This window comes from Kribbella sp. NPDC049584 (genome assembly GCF_040675555.1).
Lineage (GTDB): Bacteria > Actinomycetota > Actinomycetes > Propionibacteriales > Kribbellaceae > Kribbella.
In genome coordinates this window covers 613095-635759 of sequence record NZ_JBFAPF010000003.1, presented here as the reverse complement: position 1 = coordinate 635759, position 22665 = coordinate 613095, and the positions used below count along the sequence as shown (strand labels likewise).

General features: G+C 69.1%; 17 protein-coding genes. 10 read left to right on the top strand and 7 right to left on the bottom strand.

Annotation, left to right across the window (positions count from 1 at the left end; translation table 11 throughout):
• Positions 1-3: 3 nt before the first annotated feature.
• A complete protein-coding gene (locus AB0J62_RS14800; RefSeq protein ID WP_363869583.1) occupies positions 4-1683 on the bottom strand; it encodes an alpha/beta fold hydrolase in 1680 nt (559 codons plus the stop codon).
• The gene (locus tag AB0J62_RS14795; RefSeq protein WP_363869580.1) at positions 1680-3182 is read right to left on the bottom strand and encodes a long-chain fatty acid--CoA ligase; all 1503 of its coding nucleotides are present in this window, start codon (positions 3180-3182) and stop codon (positions 1680-1682) included. The genes AB0J62_RS14800 and AB0J62_RS14795 overlap by 4 nt, the downstream gene beginning before the upstream one ends.
• A gap of 127 nt (positions 3183-3309) precedes the next feature.
• Here AB0J62_RS14795 and AB0J62_RS14790 point away from each other — a divergent pair, with 127 nt between their 5' ends.
• Positions 3310-4485, top strand: coding sequence for a helix-turn-helix domain-containing protein (locus AB0J62_RS14790; protein ID WP_363869577.1), 1176 nt, complete (start codon positions 3310-3312; stop codon positions 4483-4485).
• Between the two features lie 4 nt (positions 4486-4489).
• On the opposite strand, the gene AB0J62_RS14785 is transcribed toward AB0J62_RS14790, so the two are convergent.
• From AB0J62_RS14785 to AB0J62_RS14775, 3 genes are read right to left on the bottom strand one after another with little or no spacing between them, the layout of a single operon-like run.
• Positions 4490-6067, bottom strand: a complete 1578-nt coding sequence (locus AB0J62_RS14785) for a DUF4139 domain-containing protein (protein WP_363869574.1) — start codon at positions 6065-6067, stop codon at positions 4490-4492.
• 27 nt (positions 6068-6094) lie between these two features.
• Entirely contained in the window at positions 6095-6928 is an 834-nt protein-coding gene (locus AB0J62_RS14780; protein ID WP_363869571.1) for a helix-turn-helix domain-containing protein, read from the bottom strand.
• A 9-nt stretch (positions 6929-6937) separates the two neighbouring features.
• Positions 6938-7738: an alpha/beta hydrolase gene (locus tag AB0J62_RS14775; protein ID WP_363869568.1), complete on the bottom strand. Its 801-nt coding sequence runs from the start codon at positions 7736-7738 to the stop codon at positions 6938-6940.
• Between the two features lie 81 nt (positions 7739-7819).
• Here AB0J62_RS14775 and AB0J62_RS14770 point away from each other — a divergent pair, with 81 nt between their 5' ends.
• From AB0J62_RS14770 to glsA, 9 genes are all read left to right on the top strand, one after another.
• On the top strand, positions 7820-8320 hold the full coding sequence (locus AB0J62_RS14770; RefSeq protein ID WP_363869565.1) for a hypothetical protein: 501 nt from the start codon (positions 7820-7822) through the stop codon (positions 8318-8320).
• A 25-nt stretch (positions 8321-8345) separates the two neighbouring features.
• Positions 8346-9188 carry a c-type cytochrome gene (locus tag AB0J62_RS14765; protein ID WP_363869562.1) on the top strand — a complete coding sequence of 281 codons (843 nt, stop codon included), beginning with the start codon at positions 8346-8348 and terminating at the stop codon, positions 9186-9188.
• A 162-nt stretch (positions 9189-9350) separates the two neighbouring features.
• Positions 9351-11972, top strand: a complete 2622-nt coding sequence (locus AB0J62_RS14760) for a LuxR C-terminal-related transcriptional regulator (protein WP_363869559.1) — start codon at positions 9351-9353, stop codon at positions 11970-11972.
• Between the two features lie 20 nt (positions 11973-11992).
• On the top strand, positions 11993-12949 hold the full coding sequence (locus AB0J62_RS14755) for an RDD family protein (RefSeq protein WP_363869556.1): 957 nt from the start codon (positions 11993-11995) through the stop codon (positions 12947-12949).
• A gap of 85 nt (positions 12950-13034) precedes the next feature.
• On the top strand, positions 13035-13517 hold the full coding sequence (locus tag AB0J62_RS14750; RefSeq protein WP_363869553.1) for a DUF1269 domain-containing protein: 483 nt from the start codon (positions 13035-13037) through the stop codon (positions 13515-13517).
• Positions 13518-13551: 34 nt separating this feature from the next.
• Positions 13552-15075, top strand: a complete 1524-nt coding sequence (locus AB0J62_RS14745) for a leucyl aminopeptidase (protein ID WP_363869550.1) — start codon at positions 13552-13554, stop codon at positions 15073-15075.
• Entirely contained in the window at positions 15072-16742 is a 1671-nt protein-coding gene (locus AB0J62_RS14740) for an AbgT family transporter (RefSeq protein ID WP_363869547.1), read from the top strand. The genes AB0J62_RS14745 and AB0J62_RS14740 overlap by 4 nt, the downstream gene beginning before the upstream one ends.
• Positions 16743-16758: 16 nt before the next feature.
• Entirely contained in the window at positions 16759-18549 is a 1791-nt protein-coding gene (locus AB0J62_RS14735; protein WP_363869544.1) for an SLC13 family permease, read from the top strand.
• A 1-nt stretch (position 18550) separates the two neighbouring features.
• A complete protein-coding gene (glsA, locus tag AB0J62_RS14730; protein WP_363869541.1) occupies positions 18551-19537 on the top strand; it encodes a glutaminase A in 987 nt (328 codons plus the stop codon).
• Between the two features lie 10 nt (positions 19538-19547).
• On the opposite strand, the gene AB0J62_RS14725 is transcribed toward glsA, so the two are convergent.
• Positions 19548-20681: a trypsin-like peptidase domain-containing protein gene (locus AB0J62_RS14725; protein WP_363869538.1), complete on the bottom strand. Its 1134-nt coding sequence runs from the start codon at positions 20679-20681 to the stop codon at positions 19548-19550.
• A gap of 3 nt (positions 20682-20684) precedes the next feature.
• Positions 20685-22640 (bottom strand): hypothetical protein, encoded by a 1956-nt coding sequence (locus AB0J62_RS14720; RefSeq protein ID WP_363869535.1) that lies wholly within the window; start codon positions 22638-22640, stop codon positions 20685-20687.
• Positions 22641-22665 lie beyond the last annotated feature (25 nt).

The following is a 22665-nucleotide window of genomic DNA, read 5'->3' as shown; positions in this document are numbered from 1 at the left end:
ACGTCAGGACTCCCGCACGTAGCTACCGGGCGCATCCTCGAGCGGCGCGAGCCCACCGCCGCCAAGCGTCTTGGGGGCCGCCTTCATCCGCCCACTCCGCGACCCCAACCAGCCGATGTAGTCCGGCCACCAGGACCCCTGCTCCGTGGTTGCCGTCCGCAACCACTCTTCCGGATCCGCAGGATTCGAGTCGTTCACCTGGTACGTGGCCTTCGGATTCCCCGGCGGATTGACCATCGACGCGATATGGCCGGCCGTCGACAGGACGAACCGACTCTCGCCGCCCAGCAGTTGCGTACTGCGATAACACGATTGCCACGGGCAAATATGATCGGCGATCCCGGCGACCACGTACGCCGGTGTGCCGACCTTCGCCAGATCCACCGGCGTACCGAGCATCGTCGCCGCACCTGGCTCGGTGAGCGCGTTCGTCATCGCCAACTCGACGAATCCGCGATGCAGCCCCGCCGTCATCCGGGTCGTGTCGGCATTCCAGAACAGCACGTCGAACGCGGCCGGCGGCCGTCCCTGCAGGTAGTTGTTGACCCAATAGCTCCAGATCAGGTCGGTCGGGCGCAACCAGGCGAACACCTCCGCCAACGCGCGACCGTCCAGGAACCCTTTGGATGCGGAGGATGCGATCGCAGCCGCGGCCATCCGCTCGTCGAGCGCGGCCGATGCGAGCCCCGCCCGACTCTGGTCGAGAACCGACACCGCCAGCGTGAAGCCGGCGACCCGGTCGAGCTCGCCGCGATCGGCGAGCTGCCCGAGCACCATCGAGGCCAGGATCCCGCCCGAGCAGGTCGCGAACAGCTGCGTGCTGTCGGTCCGGGTGATCCGCCGGACGGAGTCCATCGCGTCGAGGATCGCCTGCCCGTAGGTGTCGAGGTCCCAGTCGCGGTGCCGGGCGTCCGGGTTCCGCCACGAGATCGTGAAGACCTGCTGACCCTGCTGGACGAAGTACTCGACCATGCTGCGGCCCGGCGCGAGATCGACGACGTAGTACTTGTTGATCACCGGCGGGACGATCAGCAGCGGGACGGTGCGGACCTTCGCCGTCTGCGGCGTGTACTGGATCAGCTCGAGGATTTCGTTGCGGAAGACAACGGCTCCGGGGGTGGCGGCAACCGTCGTGCCGATCTCGAAAGCGGTCGGTTCGACCATGCTCGGAACCCGTGGCGCGCTGGACAGATCGCGGACGAGATTGCGTGCTCCGCTCAGCGAGCTGAGGCCGGCGGTGTCGATCAACGCCTTCCAGGCGGTCGGGTTCAGCAGCGGGTTGTTGCTGGGGGCAAGTGCCTGGACGACGTTGTCGACCAGGAACGTCATGCGTTGCCGATCGCGCCAATCGAGCCCTGCATCGGCGGGTAGTGCGCCGGCGACATCGGCCGCGGCCAGGTAGGCCTGGACGACTCTGCGCAGGATCGGGTTCTGCATCCACGCCGGGTCGGCGAACCGGCGGTCGCGACGCGACGGCGTACGGTCGGAGTGGCCGATCGCGATCTGGCCGAGCTCCCCGGCCAGGTCAGTCATCCGGTGGCCGACCGTCCGCGGCCGCGCGGCCAGTCCGGTGGCCATCCGGGCCCACGCGGCGTTGGGCACGAACCGGCTCAGCGGACCGACCGCTGCGCTGGTCAGCAGCAGGTCGAGCGGCGCGGCGAGTTCGTCGGCCGCCGCGCTCATCGCAGTACTCCTTCCGGTACGACGATCTCGCGGCGCTGGATCTTGCCGGTCGGGCCTTTCGGCAGCTGGTCGACGATCCACACAGCCCGCGGGTACTTGTAGGCCGCGATCCGGGTCTTGACGAAGTCGCGCAGTTCCTGCGGCGTTGCCGTCGTACCGTCCTTGAGCGCTACGGCGGCGCCGATCTCTTCGCCGAGCGCCGGGTGGGGGATGCCGACCACGGCCGCCTCGGCGACGGCCGGATGCTCGTAGAGCACCTCCTCGACCTCGCGCGGGTAGACGTTGTAGCCGCCGCGGATCAGCAGGTCCTTCTTGCGGTCGACGATGAAGAAATAGCCGTCGCTGTCCTGCCGGGCCATGTCACCGGTGCTCAGCCAGCCCTCGCTGTCGATGGTCGCGGCGGTCTCGTCGGGCTTGTTCCAGTAGGACTTCATCACGTTGTGGCCGCCGATCTGGATCTCACCGATCTGCCCGGGCTGCACCGGCCGCCGGCTCTCGTCGACGAGCCGCATCCGCACGCCCTCGATCGGCGTACCGATCGAACCGGCCTTGCGAACGGCGTCGGGGTGGTTGAACGATGCGACCGGCGACGTCTCGGACAGCCCGTACCCCTCGAGGATGATGCAGCCGAATGCCTCCTCGAACCCGCGCAGTACCTCGACCGGAAGGGCGGCGCCGCCGGATACGCAGGTGCGCAGCGTGGACACGTCGTAGGTGTCCCGATCTGGTACGCCGAGCATCGCGGCGTACATCGTCGGCACGCCTTCGAAGACGGTGACCTTGTCGCGCTGGATGACCTCGAGGGCCTTGGCGGGGGAGAAGCGCGGGATCAGGGTGAGCGTCGCGCCGTTGGCGATCGAGGTGTTCAGACCGCAGGTCAGCCCGAAGACGTGGAACAGCGGCAGGCAGCCCATCACGACGTCGTCCGGTCCGACCTTGATCAACGTGCGCGCCGTCACGGCCTGGTTGGTGTTGAGCCCGGCATGGGTCAGCTCGGCGCCCTTCGGCCGGCCCGTGGTTCCGGAGGTGTAGAGGATCACCGCCGTGTCGCCGCCGTCGCGGCTGACGAGGTCAGCCTGCTCACGTTCACCGACGTGCGTGCGGAACTCGTGCGGCGCGACTGCGACCAGCTGTGCATCAGCGGCCTTGGCTCCGGCCTCGGCCTCTGTCGCCACCTCGTGCCAACCGAACAGCACGCGCGCCCCGGAGTCGGCGAGGTAGTACTCGACCTCCCGCCGCTTCAGCAACGGATTCATCGGTACCGCGACCCCGCCGGCCCGCAGTACACCGTAGAAGACGATGGCGAACTCGGGGACGTTCGGGAGCATCAGAGCGACGCGGTCGCCGGGCTGTACGCCGTACTCGCGGAGGAGAGTCACCATGCGCGCGGCGGCGTCGTCGAGGTCGGTGTAGCGCAGGACGTCGTCGTCCAGCCGGATCGCGGGGTGGTCCGGGTACATGGCCGCGGACTCGGACAGGTTCAGGCTGAGGTTCGTCATGGGTGGCTCCGGTTGGCTGGCGGGCTGTGGTTCCACCATCCGGGCTCACGGCGCTGCGGGCGATGGGGCGGCGGCCAATGTCGGCGCGCTGCGGATGTGGTCGCGAACAACGGCTTATGCTCCGAGGATGAACGGGCGGTCCGGCGAAGCGGAGATCGAGGACCTGATCGAGCGTTTGCGGGCTCGCGGAGACGAACTGGTCGAAGCGATGGCCGCCCGGATCGAGACCGAGATCGAGTTCTACCGCACCGGCGGGCTGGTTCCCGCGGACGCGCTGCGGGCATCGTGCGGGGCGAACGTCGAGTTCATGCTCGAGTCGCTGACCGGGACGGGTTCGGATCCGGTGTCGGCGCGCGAGACCGGACGGCTGCGGGCCGAGCAGGGCGCGCCGCTGGCTGACGTGATGGCGGCGTACCGGGTCGGGACCCGCTATCTGTGGGACGTGGTGCTGGCCGAGGCGGCGGCGACGCGGATCACCGATCAGGTCCTCGTGCTGGCATCGAGCCGGCTGTGGCAGATGCAGTCGTCGTACACCGAGGCGATGACGGATGCGTACCGCGATGTCCAGTCGCGGCGGCTGCTCGCGCAGGACCAGCAGCGCTCGGCGCTGGTCGAGGCACTGCTCGAAGGCCGGATGCCTGGCGGCGGAACGGTGTGGGAGGCCGCCGAACTGCTGCGGTTGCCCTACAAAGGACCGTTCGTGGTCGTGGCAGCGGCGGTACCCGAGGTGGGTCGGCAGGCGCTGCCCGCGGCGGAGGAACTCCTGCGATCCGTCGGTCTCGCGTCTGCATGGCGGCTGCTGCCCGACCTGCAGCTCGGCGTCGTGTCCGTGCCGCCCGGGCGTCTCGCCGTACTCGCCGATTTCCTGATCAGATCAGCGACCGGCCGGGTCGGCGTCAGCCCGCCGTACGACGAGCTGGACGCGACCGGGCAGGCCGCACGGTTCGCCCGCGTCGCACTCGCGGGATCGACGGCGGACTCCGCGGTCACGCTGTTCGACGAGTCCCCGCTGACGATGGCGGCCGTCGCCGCACCCGACGTCATGCGGTACTTCGTGCGCAATGTCCTGGGCGGACTCGACGACCTGGCACCCGACGATCGTGAGGTCCTGCTGGACACGTTGGCCGCCTGGTCCACGCACAACGGATCCGCTACCGAGACCGGCGAATTCCTGTACTGCCACCCGAACACGGTCCGCCACCGCCTGCGCCGCATCGAGGAGCGCACCGGCCGCTCCCTCAACGATCCCCGCTCGGTCGCCGAACTCCTCCTCGCTCTCGAGGCCGCCCGCACGGCCGGCTGAGCAGCTACTCGCGCCAGCCGGTCAGGTCGACGGACTTGGCGGTGTCGACCCGGAACGCGAGTCTGATCGCGGTTTCCTTGCCGGCGGGGAGGTCGAGTTTCCAGGTGATGACGCCGAGGTCGGTGGTCTCGGCCGGCTCGGGTTCGGCGCTGAGCGGCTTGACGGTGATCTCGTGGTCGCGTGCCACCGGCAACTGATCGAGCACCGTGATGCGGGCGTTGCGCGGCGTGTGGTTCTCGATCTTCGTCTCGTACTCGACCTGCCGGCGGCGCGTCGATCCGAGCGTCGCCTTGCTCGCTTCCCGGCGTACCAGCTTGCGCTCGACGCGGATGCGGTCGTCGAGGCCGAGCGCGAGTTCGACGTCCTCGCCGGGCGCCCACAACGGCAGCGCGGCCGAGCCGACGAACTCCGCTTCGTGGAAGACGGAGGCCTTGCCGGCGGGCAACGTGTGCGCCGACGAGTTCACCACCGTGGCGCGCAGATGGACGTCGGTCGATCGCACCGGTGCCGTGATGTAGTCCAGCTCGGCCTCGAGGTCGATCGAGGCGATCGTCGCGCGGTGCGTCGCTCCGTCCGCCGGTACGGCGACGGGCCGGGGCGGGGTGTAGCTCGCGGCGGTCATGCCCTGCTCCACGGTCGCCTCGACAGCAGCGAACGCCGCCTGCTCGACAACGTCCGCGGACGCTTTGCGGGACTCGAAACGGTCTCGCCCACCCGCCACTTGCATTCCGAGCGACACCGGCGCGCCGGGCGCTACCGGCATCGGCGGGTGGAAGCGGTCGAGGTACCACGGGTCGAGCTCGGGCACCTTCGCAGTGATCGTCGGCCTCGCTGTCGACAGCGTCAGGTCGCACTCCGGCCAGTCTTCGCCGGACTGCTGGGTGATCAGGCCGTACCAGCTGAGCGTCAGGCGGTCGCCGGTGAGACGGACGTCGTACGAGCTGGTCCAGTTGGCGGCGGGAACGACATACGAGAGCTCGATCTCCACCTCGGCCTCGGTCTCCAGCGCGAGCGCGATCGCAGCCGTCCGCCGGTCCGGCATGCGCTGCTGCACGATCGCGGCCAGCCGGCGATCCGCGGCGGCAAGACGCTTCTCGGCCTCGCGACGTTGCGCGGCCAGCTCCCGCCGGGTCGCGCGTACCGCGGCCAACCGGTCGGTGAGCGACTCGGTGAAACCGCCCAACTCGGCGCCCGCCTCGCCGGATGCCAGCGTGCGCGCGAAGCTGTTGCCCGCGCGGCGAGCCAACTGTGCGAGGAACGTGTCGAGCTGCGCCTGGACGTCATCGGCGTCGACCAGCTGCGTGACCTCGTCCTGTGCGTCCAGCCGCGCTTGTTCCAGGGCCGCTACGGTCTCGTCCGGAGCCTGCGGGTAGTGCTGGGTCGCGACGTCCACGCCGAGCACCGTCGCGGGTCCACGGCCGGCCACGCGGACCGAGTCCTCTTCCAGGGACAGCGGCAGCGGTTCGACGTACACGGTCTGGTCCCCAGCGGGCACGGTGATCTGTCCGCGTCGCGTCACTCGTGCGCGACCTGGGTAGACAGTGACAGCAACGATCGGCGCATCCACCACGAGTTGGTCCATGCCTCCGACAGTAGCCGCCGACCGGGACTACCTTCTCGATGTCACGGGCCAGGCGACGTCGTCGATCGCCAGCCACGGAGCAGCGGCGACGACGGCGGACGTCGTACCGGCGAATGCGCCGACTTCGCGGTGCAGGTGGGACTGGTCGACGTACCCGCTCTGGGCGGCAACGGTGGCTATCGGTTCGCCCGCTGCCAACAGGTGCGCGGCGTGGTCGAAGCGCACGAGTTGAGCGGCTCGTTTGGGGGTGATGCCGAGCTGTGAGCGGAAGCGCGCCCAGAGGCGTTTGCAGCTCCAACCGACTTCGCCCGCGAGGCTGTCGACACGGAGGCGCCCCTGGCCGGCCAAGGTTCGCTGCCAGATGTGTGCGACCTCCGCGTCGACCGACGTATTCAGCCGTCGGCCGAGGACCTCCACCACGATGGCGAACCGCTCGTCCCAGGACGCAGCCGCACGCAGCCTGCCCTCGATGCGCTCGGCTCCGCGACCCCACACCTCCGCGAACGGCGCCACAGTTCCCGTGAGCTCCGCGGCGGGACCGAAGGCGCGAGCCGCCACGACCGGCGACAACCGGACCTGCAGACATTCGCCCATGGTCCCGGCCGCGTGCACCTCGCCCGGGAGGAGCCCGACGAACGCGCTGCCCTTCTCGCTCCGGCCATCTGCGCCGTAGATCAGGCCGTCGTCGTCGCTCAGATCGACGATCAGCGTGACCGACGGATGCGCCACCATCGCGATGTCGACGAACGCCGGCGCCCGATGCCGGAACCCGGCCATGCGCACGCCGGGCAGCTCACCCGGAGTGCGTGGTACGGCGATCTCCACCTGCGCCCAGTCAGGCGGCGCCACGGTCAAGCGCATGTATCGATGCTAGGCCGTGAATTCCAGGACGAGCTTCGCCGCGAGCTCAGGTGCTTCGAGCGGAGTCACGTGCCCGATCCCCGGCAGCAGCTCGATCCGCGCGCCCGGCACGACGGCGTACTCGTTCGCCGATGCCGGATCCCAGCGCGGATCGGCGGCCCCGAAGACGACGAGGAGCGGTACGTCGAGCTTCGCGAGCCGCTCGGGGACGCTGCGCTCGCTGATGTATTCGCCGTTGCACCGCAGTACGTCGACGAAGTCGCGGTACGGCAGACCTCGAAGGTCGGCGATCAGCTCGTCCGGGATATCCACATGGACTGCGCACGTTGCACTGATGCCCTTGCGGATGAGCTTGTCCGAACGCAGTGCCCAGGTGAGCCGACCGAGCGGCGGCCCGGACAGCGCGCGAATGATCGCCGGTTGCGGGAGGAGTGCCTCGAGTCCGGGACCGGTACTGAGCAGGACCATCGACGTCACGAGGTCGGGCCGCTGCTCCGCGAGCGAGGTCGCGACGTACCCGCCGCTCGAATGTCCGACCACGGTCAGCGGCCCGAGGCCGAGCCCGTCGATCATCGCCGCCACCCGCCCTGCCTGTGCAGGAATGTCGTACGACGTGACCGGCGCCGAACTGCCCAACCCGGGCAGGTCGATCGTGACGACATGGTGGCGCTCGGCAAGCGCTGGGATCATCGGCGCCCAGCATGCGCCGGATGCCCCGGAGCCGTGGATCAGCAACAGCGGAGCGGCTTGCGGCGAGCCGTTGTGGACCGCATGCACTCCCTGCGAGTGCTCGACGGAGTTCTCACTCATGTCGATGACAATGCGCGTTCGGCGGCTTGTCGGTCTTGTACAAATGTCCGTACTCTGCGAAGGGCAGCTAAGGAGGTTCCGATGAACCAAGGCTTGCTGAACTCGTTGACGGAGGCCGAGCGTCTGCTGGTCGCGGAGACCGAGCGGGACGCGATGAAGGGCCTGGACGAAGACGAGTTGCTGGACCTGCATCAGCGGATCCGGCGCGCGCGGACGAAGTACGTGAAGAACTACCGGCGGGCGGCGAGTGCGGCGGTGGCCGACGTCGGCGGCCGCGGGATGTCGTATCCGCGGAACCAACGGGACCGCGACAAGGCCGAGCTGTTCGAATCGGTGCTGGCGAAAGTCAGTCGTGAAGTCGCCGTGGTCGCGAACCGCGCGTCGATGCAGCTGCGCAGTGAGCGACTCGAAGCGGCGCGGGCCGCGAAGGCGGCGGCACCGGCCCTGCGTGCGACCGATGGGTCGACGTCCGAAGTGGTCAGCAGGCCGAGGACGGCGAAGAAGACCACCGGCGGACTGAAGAAGGACGCCTCGACGCGGGCCATGGGTGCTCGCCGGCAGGCCAAGCGCGACTCTCGCTGAAGCTCACCCGAATCGGGGGATCACAATGCGCGTGCTACCAGGGTCTGCTGGTCCGGTGCGTCGACGGAGGTTTGCGAAGACACTCGTGATCGGCGCTGCGCTGGTCACGGTAGGCCTCGCCTACACGGTGCTGGTGCCGCGCAGCGCGACGGGTGCGGACAGTCCCCAGTCCGACCAGATCGAGGCGGGCCGGCGGCTGTTCGCGGTCGGCTGTTCGAGCTGCCACGGCATGCACGCGGAGGGTGGCACGAACGGTGAGGGCCGGGTTGCCGGGCCTTCGCTCATCGGCGTCGGCGCGGCCGCGGTCGACTTCCAGGTCAGCACCGGACGGATGCCGGCCGCCCAGACCCAGGCGCAGATCCCGCAGAAGCCGCCGGTCTACACCCAGGAGGAGATCGCGCAGCTGGCGGCGTACGTCGCCTCGCTCGCCCCCGGGCCTGCGATCCCGTCGCCCGACGAGTACGACGTGAGCAAGGTGACGCAGGCGGAGATCGTCCGCGGCGGCGAGCTGTTCCGGACCAACTGCACCGCCTGCCACAACTTCGCCGGCCGCGGCGGAGCCCTTCCGAACGGCCGCTACGCACCGTCGCTGCGGGGCACGACGCCGCGCAACATCTACCAGGCGATGCTCACCGGACCGCAGCAGATGCCGGTCTTCTCCGACAGCGTCCTGCTCCCCGACGACAAGCGCGCGATCATCGCCTACGTCGTCGCGCTGCAGCACGCCGACGACCCGGGCGGATTCGGCCTCGGCCGGCTCGGACCGGTCTCCGAGGGCCTGTGGGGCTGGTTCGTCGGTATCGGTCTGCTGGTCGTGGTCGCGGTCTGGATCGGGGCGAAGGTGCCCCGGGTCCGCCGCCGCGACTGACCGCGGAAGCTGCTGCTGTCCGCCAGGCCCGACTGCGGTCCGTCACCCTCAACCCCTGCCGCAATCGAGCCGAACCGGTTAGTCTCGATTTCCGAAGCATGTAGGAGGAGTGGGGACCAAGGATCGGACATAGCACGCCCGCCCAGGGGAGGGGTGACGCGCGTGACGAGCCCGGGGCTCGATCGGGAGCGCGACGCATTCCGGAGGTCGGCCGATGGCAAGACGCCGCGACCGCCCCTGACACTCGTGACCCGCGAGCGGCTGCATTCAGCGCTTGATCTGGGCGTCGCTTCGCCGCTGACCATGGTGATCGCACCGGCCGGCACCGGTAAGACGGTGCTGCTGTCGGACTGGGTGACGCGCCGGCGACGGGCCGGAGAGCCGGTGGTGTGGGTGCCCGGGCATACTCCCGGCTCGCTGCAGGGATTCCTGGAGCGGGTGGACGGCGCCGAGGGCTCCCAGATGCTGGACCCGATCGTCGTCGACGACGCCCATTTGTTGCCCGCCTCAACCGTCGCCGCCTTGGCCCGCGTTCTGCAGGAGGCGCCGCACGCGCTCCGGCTGTTGCTCGCCACCCGGTACGACCTGCCGCTGCCGGTCTCGGAACTCGAGGTCCGGGGGATGGCGCTGACCTTGCGCTCGCGGGACCTGCGGTTCAACGACGCCGAGGCGACCGAGCTGGTGCAGGCGCATGCCGTGCACGCGACCGCGGACGACATCACGCTGGTCCAGGAGAAGACGGCCGGCTGGGCCGCCGCGCTCGTACTCGCCGCTCGAACGCTGCAGGCGTCCGGTGATGTCGTCTGGCCGCTCGCCAACCAGCGGCCGGTGCTCGACCTGCTGCTCGGCGAGACACTGAACACGCTCGACGAACGGGTGCTGGCGATGCTCCTCAGCACCTTCGCGGCCACTTCGCTGACAGGCCAGTTGGCCGCCGTACTGAGTGGCGACAGCGAGGCCGGCTCGATGCTCGAGGATCTCGCGGGTAGCGGTCTCCTGGTCACGGCGTACGCCGACGAGGCAGCCAACGACCGCTGGAGCAGCCCGCTCTACCGCTACCACCCGCTCCTGGTCGAGCTGCTTCGCCGGCGGATCGCGACGAATGCCGAGGACCGGCAGCTCGTCGTCAGCGCGCACCACCGTTCGGCCTTGTACTACGAGAGTCACGGCGACGGCGAGGCCGCGCTACGCAGCGCCTTGGACGCCGAGGACGTCGAGCTGGTCGAGCGGATCCTGCTCGGTCACGGGCCGGCGCTCCTCGCTGCGGGCGAGGCCGACCTGGTCGAGGCCGCCTTCGACTCGCTCCCGGCCGGGTACATCGACCAGCATCATCACCTCTTCGGTGTCCGGGGACTGCTGCGCCGAGTCACGGGAGACGTGGCCGGCGCCGTACAAGATGCGGCTTTGGCTGATGAGCCGGCGACCGAGTCGACCCCAGAGGTGGAGGCGGACGCAGTACTGCTGCGGTTGTGGGAGTCGCGCTACGGCTGGCATGACGTGCACGTGGCGATCGAACGGGCCAGGTCCTTGCTGACGCGCGCGGTACTCGGGCCCGAGCGGCTGGCCTGGTTGCTGATCGAGCTCGCGGCGGCGGAGACCTGGGCCGACGAGCTGGACGCGGCGCTCAGTCATCTGGACGAGGCACTCGTGACCGCGCGGATGGCGGGCCACCGGCAGCTCATCGCAGGTGGCCTTGCCCACCGGGCGGTCGTTCAGCATGTGCGCGGCCAGGTCCGGAGCGCGGCCCAATCGGCCCAGGCCGCAATCGACGTCGGGGGAGAGCGCGGCCTTCCCCCGGAGTACGCGGTACGAGCGCAGATCGTGCTCGGATTCGCAGCGGTGAGCGAGCTGGAGGTGGACACCGCGTGCGCGTACCTCCAACAGGTCGCGGCCGCCGATGTGGCCGGATCCGACACGGTGGTCGCTGGTCTGCGGGCGATGTTGCGTGCGGTTCTCCTCGTCGAGCAAGGTCGTCTGGGGGAGGCCTTGACCGAGCTCACCGATGACCCGGTGGCCGCAGGCCCGCTGCCGACGTACCTCTCGCGGGACCTGGCGTTACTGCGGTCCTGGCTGGCGACGTTGCTCGGCGACATGACCACGGTCGACGCGCAGCTGACGGTGCTCGAGCGCACCGGCAACGCAACCGAGGCCGAGCTCATCCGGGCCATGACGTCCATGGTCCAGGAGGACGCCCCGACCGCATTGAAGCTGCTCGACGCCGGCCTCGAACACCCCGACATCTATCCCCCGCTGGCCTCGGCCGCCGCCTCGTTCCGGACCGTTCTGCTGGACCGGACCGGCGACGAGCCGGCCGCCGAGGCCGCACTGGTCGACACCCTGAACCGCGTCACGCCGCAACGCATGCTGCAAGTGCTGGCGTCGGCCGGCGACGAGCCCGCCTTCCTGGACCGGCTGCGCAGACATCTCACCGGTCCGAATCCGCACCCGTTCGCGGCCGCCGCGCTCGAGAAGCTGTCCGACTACCGGGCCGGATGGAGCCAGGCCGGCGGGATGACCCCACTGGGACGGACGAGGCCGGACGCGAACGCCCCGCCGCCGCGCCGGCTCGACGCTGTCGTGAACGGCGCCCGGATCCGGCTGACGGCCCGCGAGGCCGAGGTGCTCGACCAGCTCGCGCTCGGCAGCTCGTACGCCGAGGTTGCGCAGGCCCTGTTCATCACCGAGAACACGGTCAAGACCCACCTGATTTCGCTCTACCGCAAGCTCGGTGTGGACAAGCGATCCGCCGCCCTGCGGACCGCCCGTACCGTCGGGCTGCTGTAGTCGTGGATCACCTGGAGCGGGTGAATTCCCGTCCCGGCGGGGTTCTGGGACGGCTGGCCGGCAAGGTCACCGAGCGGGTCGTCGAAACCGTCCAACCGGACCTGGTGCTGTCCCACGTCGACGTGGACGCGTTGGTCGACCGCGTCGACCTCAACCGCGCCCTGGCCCGCGTCGATCTGAACCAGCTCTTGGAGCGCGTCGATCTCAACCTCCTGCTGGAACATGTCGACCTCAACCTCGTCCTGGATCGCATCGACATCGACCGCTTGATCGACCGTGTCGATGTCGAACGCTTGCTGGAACGGGTCGATATCGAGCGTCTGGTCCGGCGGTCCGGTCTGCCCCAGGTCGTGGTCGAGAGCCAGACGCGCCTGGCGGGCTCGCTCCTCGACGCTGTCCGTCGGCAACTCGCCGGCCTCGACGCCATCCTCAACCGCGGCATCACCCGCCTGCTCCGCCGAGAGCCCGCGCCACGGTCCCGAACCGTCACGGGCGAATACGCCGGCGTCGTGACCAGGGCGACGGCCACCGCGCTCGACATCCTGCTCATCGCGACGACCTTCACGATCGGCCTGGCCGGCGTGAACCTGCTGACCACCTCGTTCTGGGGTGTTGAAGTACGACATGCCCTCCCGGCAACGATCGCGTTGGCAGTCTTCGCGTTCTCCTACGCCTTCGGGTTCCTGGCGGTCGCGGGCCGCACACCGGGCCAGGGCACCATCGGCCTCCGGGTCGTGCGCTCCGACGGCGGTCCGATCCACCCGGGACAGGCCCTGCGGTGGGTCGTCGGCTTCCCGCTCAGCGTCGTACTGTTCGGACTGGGTTTCGTGTCGATCGTGTTCCAGCGCGAGCATCGTGCGCTGCACGACCTGATCGCCGGTACCACGGTCGTCTACGACTGGGGTGAACGTCCCGCCGAGCTGCCCGGCCCGTTGTCCGCGTTCCTCGCGCGGCACGAGGACACGGGTTCACCCTAATCGGTGGAGGCCGGCGGCGGGCCCGGTTTGATGGGATGAGGCGTCCGGCGCGGCACAGGGACGCGCCTGCCATCGAGGAGTTCGTATGACCCATCTGGTGGTTCTCGGTCTGGACAGTCGTGAGGACGCCGAACGCGTCATCGCACTGACCGACGATCTGGCCAAGCAGCAACTGCTGCAACGTGAGGACGCGGCGTACGCCTACAAGGACGCCAAGGGCAAGGTCCGTATCCAGCAGTCCATCAACCTGACCGGGGCCGGCGCCGCGAGCGGCGCACTGTGGGGAACGCTGATCGGACTCATCTTCCTCAACCCGCTCGCCGGCTTCGCCGTCGGCGCGGCGTCCGGAGCGGTGGCCGGCAAGCTCACCGATGTCGGCATCAACGACGACCTGATCAAGCACGTCGGGCAGGAGTTGCAGGACGGCCACGCCGCGGTGTTCCTGCTGGCCAAGTCGGCGACCGTCGATCGCGTCGTCGACGCGCTGAAGCCGTTCAACCCGACGGTCATCCAGACGAACCTGACCAAGGAACGCGAGGAAGAGCTCATCCAGGCCCTGCAGAGCTGATCCCGGTCCGCACTGAGGTACTGAGGAGGGTTTCGTGAACACGACCCCACGCGACTTCGATCCGATTCCTTCGACCCGGTACCAGGTGCGGGTCGCCGTCGTCTCGCTCAAGCAGGCCGCGGACGAGGCGGACGCGCTCGCCGTGCCCGTCGCTGCCGGCGTCGAACCCCCGGAGGAACTGGGGACCGACCTGGCCGGTCTCGAGTCGGCCGGCTTCACCGGTCAGCGCGGTCAGACGCTGGTTCTGCCGCGTGCCGACGGTCCCGTCCGGGTCGCGGTCGGGATCGGCAACCGCGGCGAGTCCGATCCGACCCTCGTCCGCGATCTGGCCGCCGAGTTCGCGCGCGCCGTTCCGTGGCACCGCAAGCTCGCGATCGAGGTCCCGACCGGGGACCAGGCGAACTTCGGGGTCTCGGTCGCCGACTTCGCTCAGGCCGTGACCGAAGGCGTGCTGCTGGCCCGCTGGCGGTACTTCGTCGGCCGCGGCGCCGAGCAACCCACGCTGGAATCGCTGCTGATTGTCGCCTCCGACGAGGACACCGCAGCGGCCGAGGCCGGCGTCGAGCGCGGCCGGATCGTCGCGGCCGCGTGCGCTCTCGGCCGCGACCTGGCGAACTGCCCGGCGACGACGCTGTCCGCCGTACGGATGGCCGAGGTCGCTGTCGAGGTGGGCGGGGCGTCGGGTCTGGACGTCGAGGTCTTCGACAAGGACCAGCTGATCGCGATGGGATGCGGTGGACTGCTCGGTGTCAACCGGGGCAGCGTCGAGCCGCCCCGCATGGTCCGGTTGCGGTACCGACCGGCCGATCCGACCGGCCGGATCGCGTTGGTCGGCAAGGGAGTCATGTACGACTCGGGTGGCATCAGCCTGAAGCCGAGCGACGAGTCGCACGCCCAGATGAAGAACGACATGACGGGCGCGGCCGCCGTACTCGCATCGATGACGGCACTGCGCGACCTCGGGTGTACGGCGGCTGTGACCGGCTACCTGATGTGTACCGACAACATGCCGTCCGGGTCGGCGATGAAGCTCGGCGACGTGCTGACGATGCGCAACGGCACCACGGTCGAGGTGCTCAACACCGACGCGGAAGGGCGTCTGGTGATGGCCGACGCGCTGGCGCTGGCGACCGAGGAACCCGTCGACGCCATCGTCGACATCGCGACGCTGACCGGCGCCTGCCTGCGGACGTTCGGCGTCGAGGTCGCGGGCGTGATGGGCAACAACTCCGCTGTTGTCGAGCAACTACGGAACGCCGGTGACGCCGTGGACGAGCCGGTGTGGGAGTTGCCGCTGCATCGGTCGTACCGATCTCAGCTCGACTCGACGATCGCGGACCTGACGAACATGGGCGGGATCAACGCCGGTTCGATCACCGCCGGTCTGTTCCTCGAGGAGTTCGTCGACGGCAAACCTTGGGCCCATCTCGACATCGCCGGTACGGCGCAAGCCCCGGCGCCGCGGACGTGGCGGAACAAGGGCGCGACCGGCTTCGGCACCAAGCTGCTGATCGAGTTCGCACTGAAATTCGCGGCCCCGAAGGACGGAGCGGCATGAACGCGAAGGCGGTCCCGGACGAGCAGCCGGTGAAGAAGGGCGGGATGCAGCGCGTCCTCGACGGCATCGAGCGCGTCGGCAACAAGGTCCCGCACCCGGCGCTGATCTTCCTGGCGCTGATCGTCCTGGTGATCGTGCTGTCGGCGATCCTGTCCTGGGCCGGGACGAGCGTGACCACCGAGGTCGCCGAGCCGGCCACCGTCCAGGTCGCACCCGAGTACGAGGGCGGCACCAGTGTCGCCGGCAACGATGCACCGCCCGCCCCGGCGATCCCGGACTACACGGTCAAGCACGAGACCATCACCGCCGAGAGCCTGCTGACCGGGGACGGCATCCGGTTCATCTTCACCACGGCGGTGCAGAACTTCAACGACTTCGGTGTGGTCGCGGTGATCCTGGTCGCGATGATCGGGGTCGGCGTGGCCGAGGAAGCGGGGCTGATCGCCGCGCTCATCCGGAAGATGGTGAAAGTCGCGCCCAAGGGGGCGATCACGTTCATCATCGTGCTGCTCGGCGGTATCTCGAGCGTCGCGTCGGACGCGGGTTATCTGGTTCTGATACCACTCGGCGCGGCGGCGTTCGCCTCCCTCGGGCGGCATCCGCTGGCCGGCATCGCGGCCGCGTACGCCGGGGTCAGCGCGGCGTTCTTCGTCAACATCCTGATCACTCCGGCCGACGGCATCATCACCGAGGTCACCAACGAGACGATCAAGCTGGTCTCTCCCGACGTCCACCTGAACGTCACGCACAATTTGTACTTCAGCATCGCCGCGACCCTGTTCTGCGCCGCGGTGATGACGGTCATCACCGAGCGCCTGCTCGAGCCGCGGCTGGGCAAGTACGACCCGGCCGAGGCGCCGCCCGACGCTCCGGCCGACCACGAGCCGACCGACGAGGAGATGCGACTGGAGTCCCGCGGGCTGCGGTGGTCGGTCTACTATCTGCTCGTCGCGGCCGCGATCGTGTCGGCACTGACCTTCATCCCCAACGCTCCGCTGCGCAACCCGGACACCGGCGAGATCTTCGGGTCCTCGCCGTTCATGAGCAGCCTGCTCTTCATCATCTCGATGCTGTTCCTCGCCGCGGGTCTCGGCTACGGCCGGGGCGCGAAGTCATTGACCGGCAGCACGAACGTGATCAACGCGATCGTGAAGACGTTCAACGGGCTCGGCGGACTGATCTTCCTGATGCTGCTGATCGCGCAGTTCATTGCCTACTTCAACTACTCGAACATGTCGAAGCTGGCCGCGACCGGCCTGGCCGACCTGCTCGAGCGCGCTGACATCGGGGCGTTGCCGTTGCTGATCGGCTTCATCCTGCTGGTCTTCGTCATCGACATCATCATGCCCGGGGTGATCCCGAAGTGGGCGATCCTGGCGCCGATCTTCATCCCGCTGTTCTACCGGCTCGGCATCGCGCCGCAGACCGTGATCGCGGCGTACCGGGTCGGGGACGGTCCGGCGAACGTGATCACTCCGCTGATGGTGTACCTGCCGTTCATCGTGCTTGTCTGCCAGCGGTACCGGAAGAAGGCCGGTATGGGCACGGTGGTGTCGATGATGCTGCCGTACACCGGGATCGTGCTGGTCGCGTGGACGTTGTTCTACGTCGCCTGGTACCTGATCGGGATTCCGTGGGGTCCGTCCGCTCCGGTTCACCTCGGCTAGCCGGTCGGGACAAGAGATGGATGACGGCACCCTCAGCCTGATCATCCTCGGAGCGGCCGTCGTACTGTTCGTGTGGAACAGGCTGCCCGTCGATGTCGTCGCGGTGCTCGTCGCCCTGTCCTTGTGGGCGACGGGCGTGCTGGGCTTCACCGACGTCATCGCGGGCTTCGGCGACCCGGTGGTGATCTTCATCGCCACCTTGTTCGTGGTGAGCGAGGGCGTCGACTCGACGGGCGTGACCGCGTGGGCCGGCCAGACCATCGTCCGGTACGCCGGCACCACGCGCACCCGGCTGCTGATCGCCGTCACCGCGTTGTGTGCGGTGCTCTCTGCCCTGATCACGCTCAACGGATCCGTGGCGGCGCTGCTCCCGCTCGTGGTCATGCTCGCGATCCGGATCGGGCAACCGCCGTCACAGATGCTGATGCCGCTCACGTTCGCCGGCAGTGCGGGATCGTTGCTGATGCTGACCGGGACACCGGTGAACATCATCGTGTCGGAGGCGGCCAGAGATGCCGGTGCGGGGCAGTTCCAGTTCTTCTCGTTCGCGGTGGTCGGCGTGCCGCTGGTGATCGGCACGATCGCGATCTCGGTGCTGCTCGGTCCGAAGCTCCTGCCGTCCAGCCGGCCCACGCACCAGGAGGCCGACCTCGCCGTGCATGCCCGGACGCTGGACGTTCACTACGCGCTGCGGGACGGCTTCTACCGCTTGCAGGTACGTGACCTGTCGCCCTTCCTCGGGCAGAGCGTGCACGAGATCGACCTCACGCCGTACCCCGGGGTTGCGATCGTCGGCGTGCAGGACGGACAGGGGCACAACCGCACGGACGCGGCGATCGACGCGGGCGACGTGCTGGTGGTGACCGGGCCGTCGGAGAAAGTCAGCGATCTGGTTGTCGACAATCTGCTCGCGGTGAGCATGACACCGGTCGACGATCTGCTGACCCGCGACTCCGGCGTGGTCGAGGCGGTCATCCCGCCGCGGTCGGCACTCGTCGGCGAGACGGTGTTCCCGGGGATGCATCGCGGTCACGACCTGGTGATCATCGCCGTCCAGCGGATGGGCAAGGACCGCGGCAACCGGCACACCCAACTGGCCGAGGGCGACGCGCTGCTCGTGCACGGCCCGTGGGAGACGCTCGAGGAGCTCAACCGGGACCGGGACATCCTGCTCGTCGACTCGCCGGAGCTGGTACGGCGCCAAGCCGTGCCGTGGGGGCCGAAGGCGTCGGTCGCCGTCGCGATCCTCGCGGCGATGGTCGTGCTGCTCGCGACCGGAGCGGTGCCGCCGGCAATGGCCGGTCTGCTGGCGGCGACGGCGATGGTGCTGACGCGGGTGGTCGGTCCGAGTCAGGCCTATCGGGCGATCTCCTGGCAGATCGTGATCCTCATCGGTTCGCTGATCCCGTTGTCGGGGGCGATCCAGTCGAGTGGCGGCGCGGACCGGATCGCCGACCTGATCATCGACGCGGTCGGGCCGGGCCGTCCGTACCTGTTGCTGCTGGCACTCTTCCTGGTCACCGCCGCGCTCGGCCAGATGGTCAGCAATACCGCGACGGTGCTGATCGTGGCGCCGATCGCGGTCGCGGCGGCCGAGGGCACCGGGACGAACGTCAAACCGGTGCTGATGCTGATCGCGGTCGCCGGTGCCGCTTCGCTCTTGACCCCGATCTCGACGCCCGCGAACATGATGATCATGAGTCCGGCGGGCTACCGGTTCGGCGACTACTGGAAGCTCGGCCTGGTCGTGATGGCGTGGTGGTTGCTGACAGCAATCATCATCGTCCCGCTGGTCTGGTCGTTCTGAGGTGCCGGCCACCAGGTACATCTCGACGGGCGGCCTGCCCGATACATCGACCGTCGACGATCTGGTCCGGGTGACCTACGAGTTGTACCGCGCTGTCGGCGAAGGGACGGTGTCCGATGTGTACCCGGCGCTGGCCCGGGTTGATCCGGACATGTTCGGGATCTGTGTCGTCGCGACGAACGGGCGCCTGTTCGAGGCGGGGGACACGCGGCAGCCGTTCACGATCATGAGCGTCGCGAAGCCGTTCGTGTTCGCGCTGATGTGCCAGGCGGTCGGTGTCGACGCCATCCGCGAGTTGGTCGGGGTCAACGCGACCGGTCTGCCGTTCAACTCCGTGCAGGCGGTCGAACGGTCGCCCTCCGGGCGGACCAACCCGATGGTGAATCCGGGGGCGATCGCGACGACCAGCTTGACGCCGGGCAGTTCGCTGGAGCATCGGTGGCAGTTCATCGTTGACGGGTTGTCGCGCTTCGCGGGTCGCCGGCTCGAGCTCGACGTCGAGGTGCTGGCGTCGGCGTTGGCCACGAACCATCGCAACCGCGCCCTGGCGGCTCTGCTGCAGAGCATGGGCGGCCTGGCCGGTGATGCGGCCGAGGCGACCGAGCTCTACACCCGGCAGAGCTGTTTGAGCGTTGCGGCGACAGACCTGGCGGTGATGGGTGCGACGCTGGCGGATGGCGGGGTCTGCCCGCTGACGCAGGAACGCGTGGTCGACGCGGATGTCGCTCGGGTGACGTTGGTGGTGATGGCGATCGCCGGGTTGTACGAGACCTCTGGTGACTGGTTGCTCGACGTCGGCGTACCGGGGAAGAGCGGGATCGGCGGCGGCATCGTGACGGTCTCACCCGGCAAGGGTGCGTTGGGCACGTTCGCGCCGCGGCTGGACCGGGCGGGCAACAGTGTGCAGGGGCAGTTGGCCGCGCAATTCCTGGCACGGCAACTGGGACTCGATCTACTGGCCTCCCAACCTGTGCCGCCGGTCACCTAGCCCCCGGCTCTTAGGGCGCGGCGAGCTTCAGAGTGGCAGTCGCTGAGGCGCCTGCACGCACGTAGGTCAGTTCGACGGTGTCGCCGACCTTGCGCGTCAGCGTGGCGACCACGATCTGTTCGCTGCTGACGGCCGGTTGACCGTCGACCTTGGTGATGACGTCGCCTGCCTTCAGACCGGCCGCGGCGCCCGGACCGGTCGCCGCGAGAACGAAGAGACCACTCGGGCTCCCCGACGCCTGAGCGAGCGCGGGGGGAATCTCCTGGACCTGCAGCCCGGTGGTCGGGTGCCCGGGTTTCCCGGTCCGGATCAGCTCATCGGCGATCGGATTCGCGAGATCGATCGGAATCGCGAAGCCGAGACCTACGCTTCCGCCACCACTGACGCCCGACGCGTTCGGGACGGTGGCGATCGCGGCGTTCACCCCGACCAGCTTCCCGGCGCAGTCGACCAGCGCACCGCCGCTGTTGCCGGGGTTGATCGCGGCGTCGGTCTGGATCGCGCCGATCAAGTGGTGCGTCACCGTGTCACCCGGCACCGGCACGTACCGGTCGAGCGCGCTGACAATCCCCGACGTCACCGTGCTCGCGAGACCGAGCGGAGCACCGAGCGCGACCACCGGCTGGCCGACCTGCAGATTCGCCGACGAGCCGACGCCGATCACCGGGTACCCCTTCGCCTCGTCAGCAGCCTTCAGTACGGCGAGATCGGTACTCGGATCGCGCCCGACGATCGTCGCCGCAGCGCTGTGACCGTCGCTGTACCGGACGGAGATCGCGCCGCCGGTGGCCGCCGGTGAGATGACGTGGTCGTTCGTGAGGATGTAGCCGCCGTCCCGGAACACCTGCCCCGAGCCGGTGCCGGCCGCGGCGCCGCTGCTCGCCGAGATCGTGACGATCGACGGCAGGACCTGATTCGCGACCGGGATCGCGGCACACATCGCCGTACCGGCACCGCCATTTCCACCGCCACCGCCACCGGCTGACGACGCGGTGGCGGTGTCTCCGCTGCGGCGGATGCTGACGATGATCAGCGTGGCGACCAGCGCGGCGACGATCACGCCCTCCACGATTGCGGTGATCAAGAGCCGGTTCGGGCCGCGCTTCACCGCGGGCTGTTGCGGTCCGCCGTCAGCCTGGGACATTGCCTACCTCCCTTGCCGAGAATAGGTACGGTCCGGCTCCGGGAGGTCACCTGATCCGGGCGACTCCGCGGTGGCGACCGTGCGGTCGAAGTACAGGTAGACGACGGCGGCTGCGACGAGCGGCATCGCCACCGCGAACAGCAGCGAGGACACCACGTTGATCAGCCCCGGCTGCAGATCGGTCGCGAGCAGCAGGATGATCCCGGCGATCGGTCCGATCGACAGGCCGAGGCCGACGATGATCGCCAGCGGCCAGGCGGTTCGCCACCATCGGCCCTTGACCAGGAGCCGGCTGCGTTTCAGCGCTGCACTCGCCGAGACCCGTTCGGCCATCACGGCGGGTATCGCGAACGCGCGGCTTGCCGCGTAGTAGATGGCCAGCGGGATCGTCGCGACGATGATCGTGAGTACGGCGATGATCACGAAGTACCGCACCGACACGGCGGCCAGCGGCCGGGCACGCGCGCGTACGTCACGCCAGGTGAGTGCGGCCGATACCGGGGCATCCCGGTCGAGTCGGTCGAGCGTCGAGGTGACCGCGGCCAGGAGTGCGACGTACGTCGCGGCGGTGAGGATCGTGATCGCGAGCGCGAGCAAGGAGGCCCAGAAGCCGGTCGCGTTCTCGGTCGGCGCGCCCAGATCGGCCGGTGAATCGCGCCGGGCCGCCTGAAGGTCGGCCAGCAGAAGCGTGGCCAGACCCAGTACGACGAACGTCCCCGCGAATGCTCCGAACAGCGCGGGGCGTCGCCGGAACAGCTGGAGCGCCGACGCCACCGTCTGTCCCCACGCGCGCCGCCTTCTTGCGGGCAACGGCGCGGCGTCACTCCAGCGGGTCCGGCTCGCGGCGAACCAGATCACTGCGACGAGCGCGGCCAGGATCAGGACGAGCAGCCAGATCCGATCGAGGGTCTCGCGGAGCAGGTTCGATCCGGCACGGACCGCCGTACAGAAGACGCCGGTGCCGCTCGGCCCGAGCACCCGGCCGGCGGGCACGATCGTGCTGTCGTCACGCCACGTCGCCTCGGCATCCTGGATCGGCCGCACCCAGGAGTCCTTCTGGTTGGGGCCGGTCGGGCCGTCGAAGAACGAACGCTGCCGTTCGCCCCAGCGGCCCTCGAACGCCAGCCAGGGGTACTCCTTCAGGTAATCAGCGCGCGCCATCGGCACGTAGGCGACCTGCGGTCTGAGCTCGGTCGCAGGCCTGGTCGTGTCGTCGCAGCCGAGACCCTCCGAGCCGCGACCCAGGTACAGACGTTGGCCGTATTTATTGGCATGCGAACCCGCTGCCGGATAGACGACCGGATGCGTGCCGTCGACGATCTCGAGCTTGGTGTCACCCCACCGGGCCCGCTCCGCGCCGCCGTGCTGGCTGAACCCGATCGCCGTCGGCTGCGTGGCCAATGCAGCCTCCGGCGTGACCGCGTCGAAGATGAGCTGGACCGACTCCCAGTCGCCTTCATGCGTGTTGTTGTAGTCGTTGAAGATGTAGAAGAACCAATACTCCAGGGACAGCTTCCCCGGGTACGCCGGATCGCCGGCGACGTGAGCGTAGACGGTCGCGGGATGCGTGCTGTTGATGCGCGCAGACCACTCGGCGTAGTCGCACCCCGGGCGCAACGGATCGCCGGGGAAGTCGAGGAAGTGACCCGGGTATCCGCGGCCGAGATCCGTACCCTCGGGCTGCGTCTTGACCAGGTCGGGCGGTCGCCACGGGCCGCGCAACGCAACCTGCTGGTCACCCAGTACCGCGTTGACGTCGGTCGGCTGGAACTGTTCGCCGCTGTCGCAGCTCGTCCCGAGCTTCTGCAGCCGGACGACGGGGGCGTAGCGATCAGCGAGTGTTTGTGCCGCCGTGTCCTCGGGCGAGACAGCCGCCGCGGCGGGTTGGGCCAGTCCGACGAACAGTCCGACGTACAGGGCGCCGGCCACAGCGAACACCAGCGTCCCGCGCAGCGTCATGCGACCAGGGTGTGGGTCAACGGTT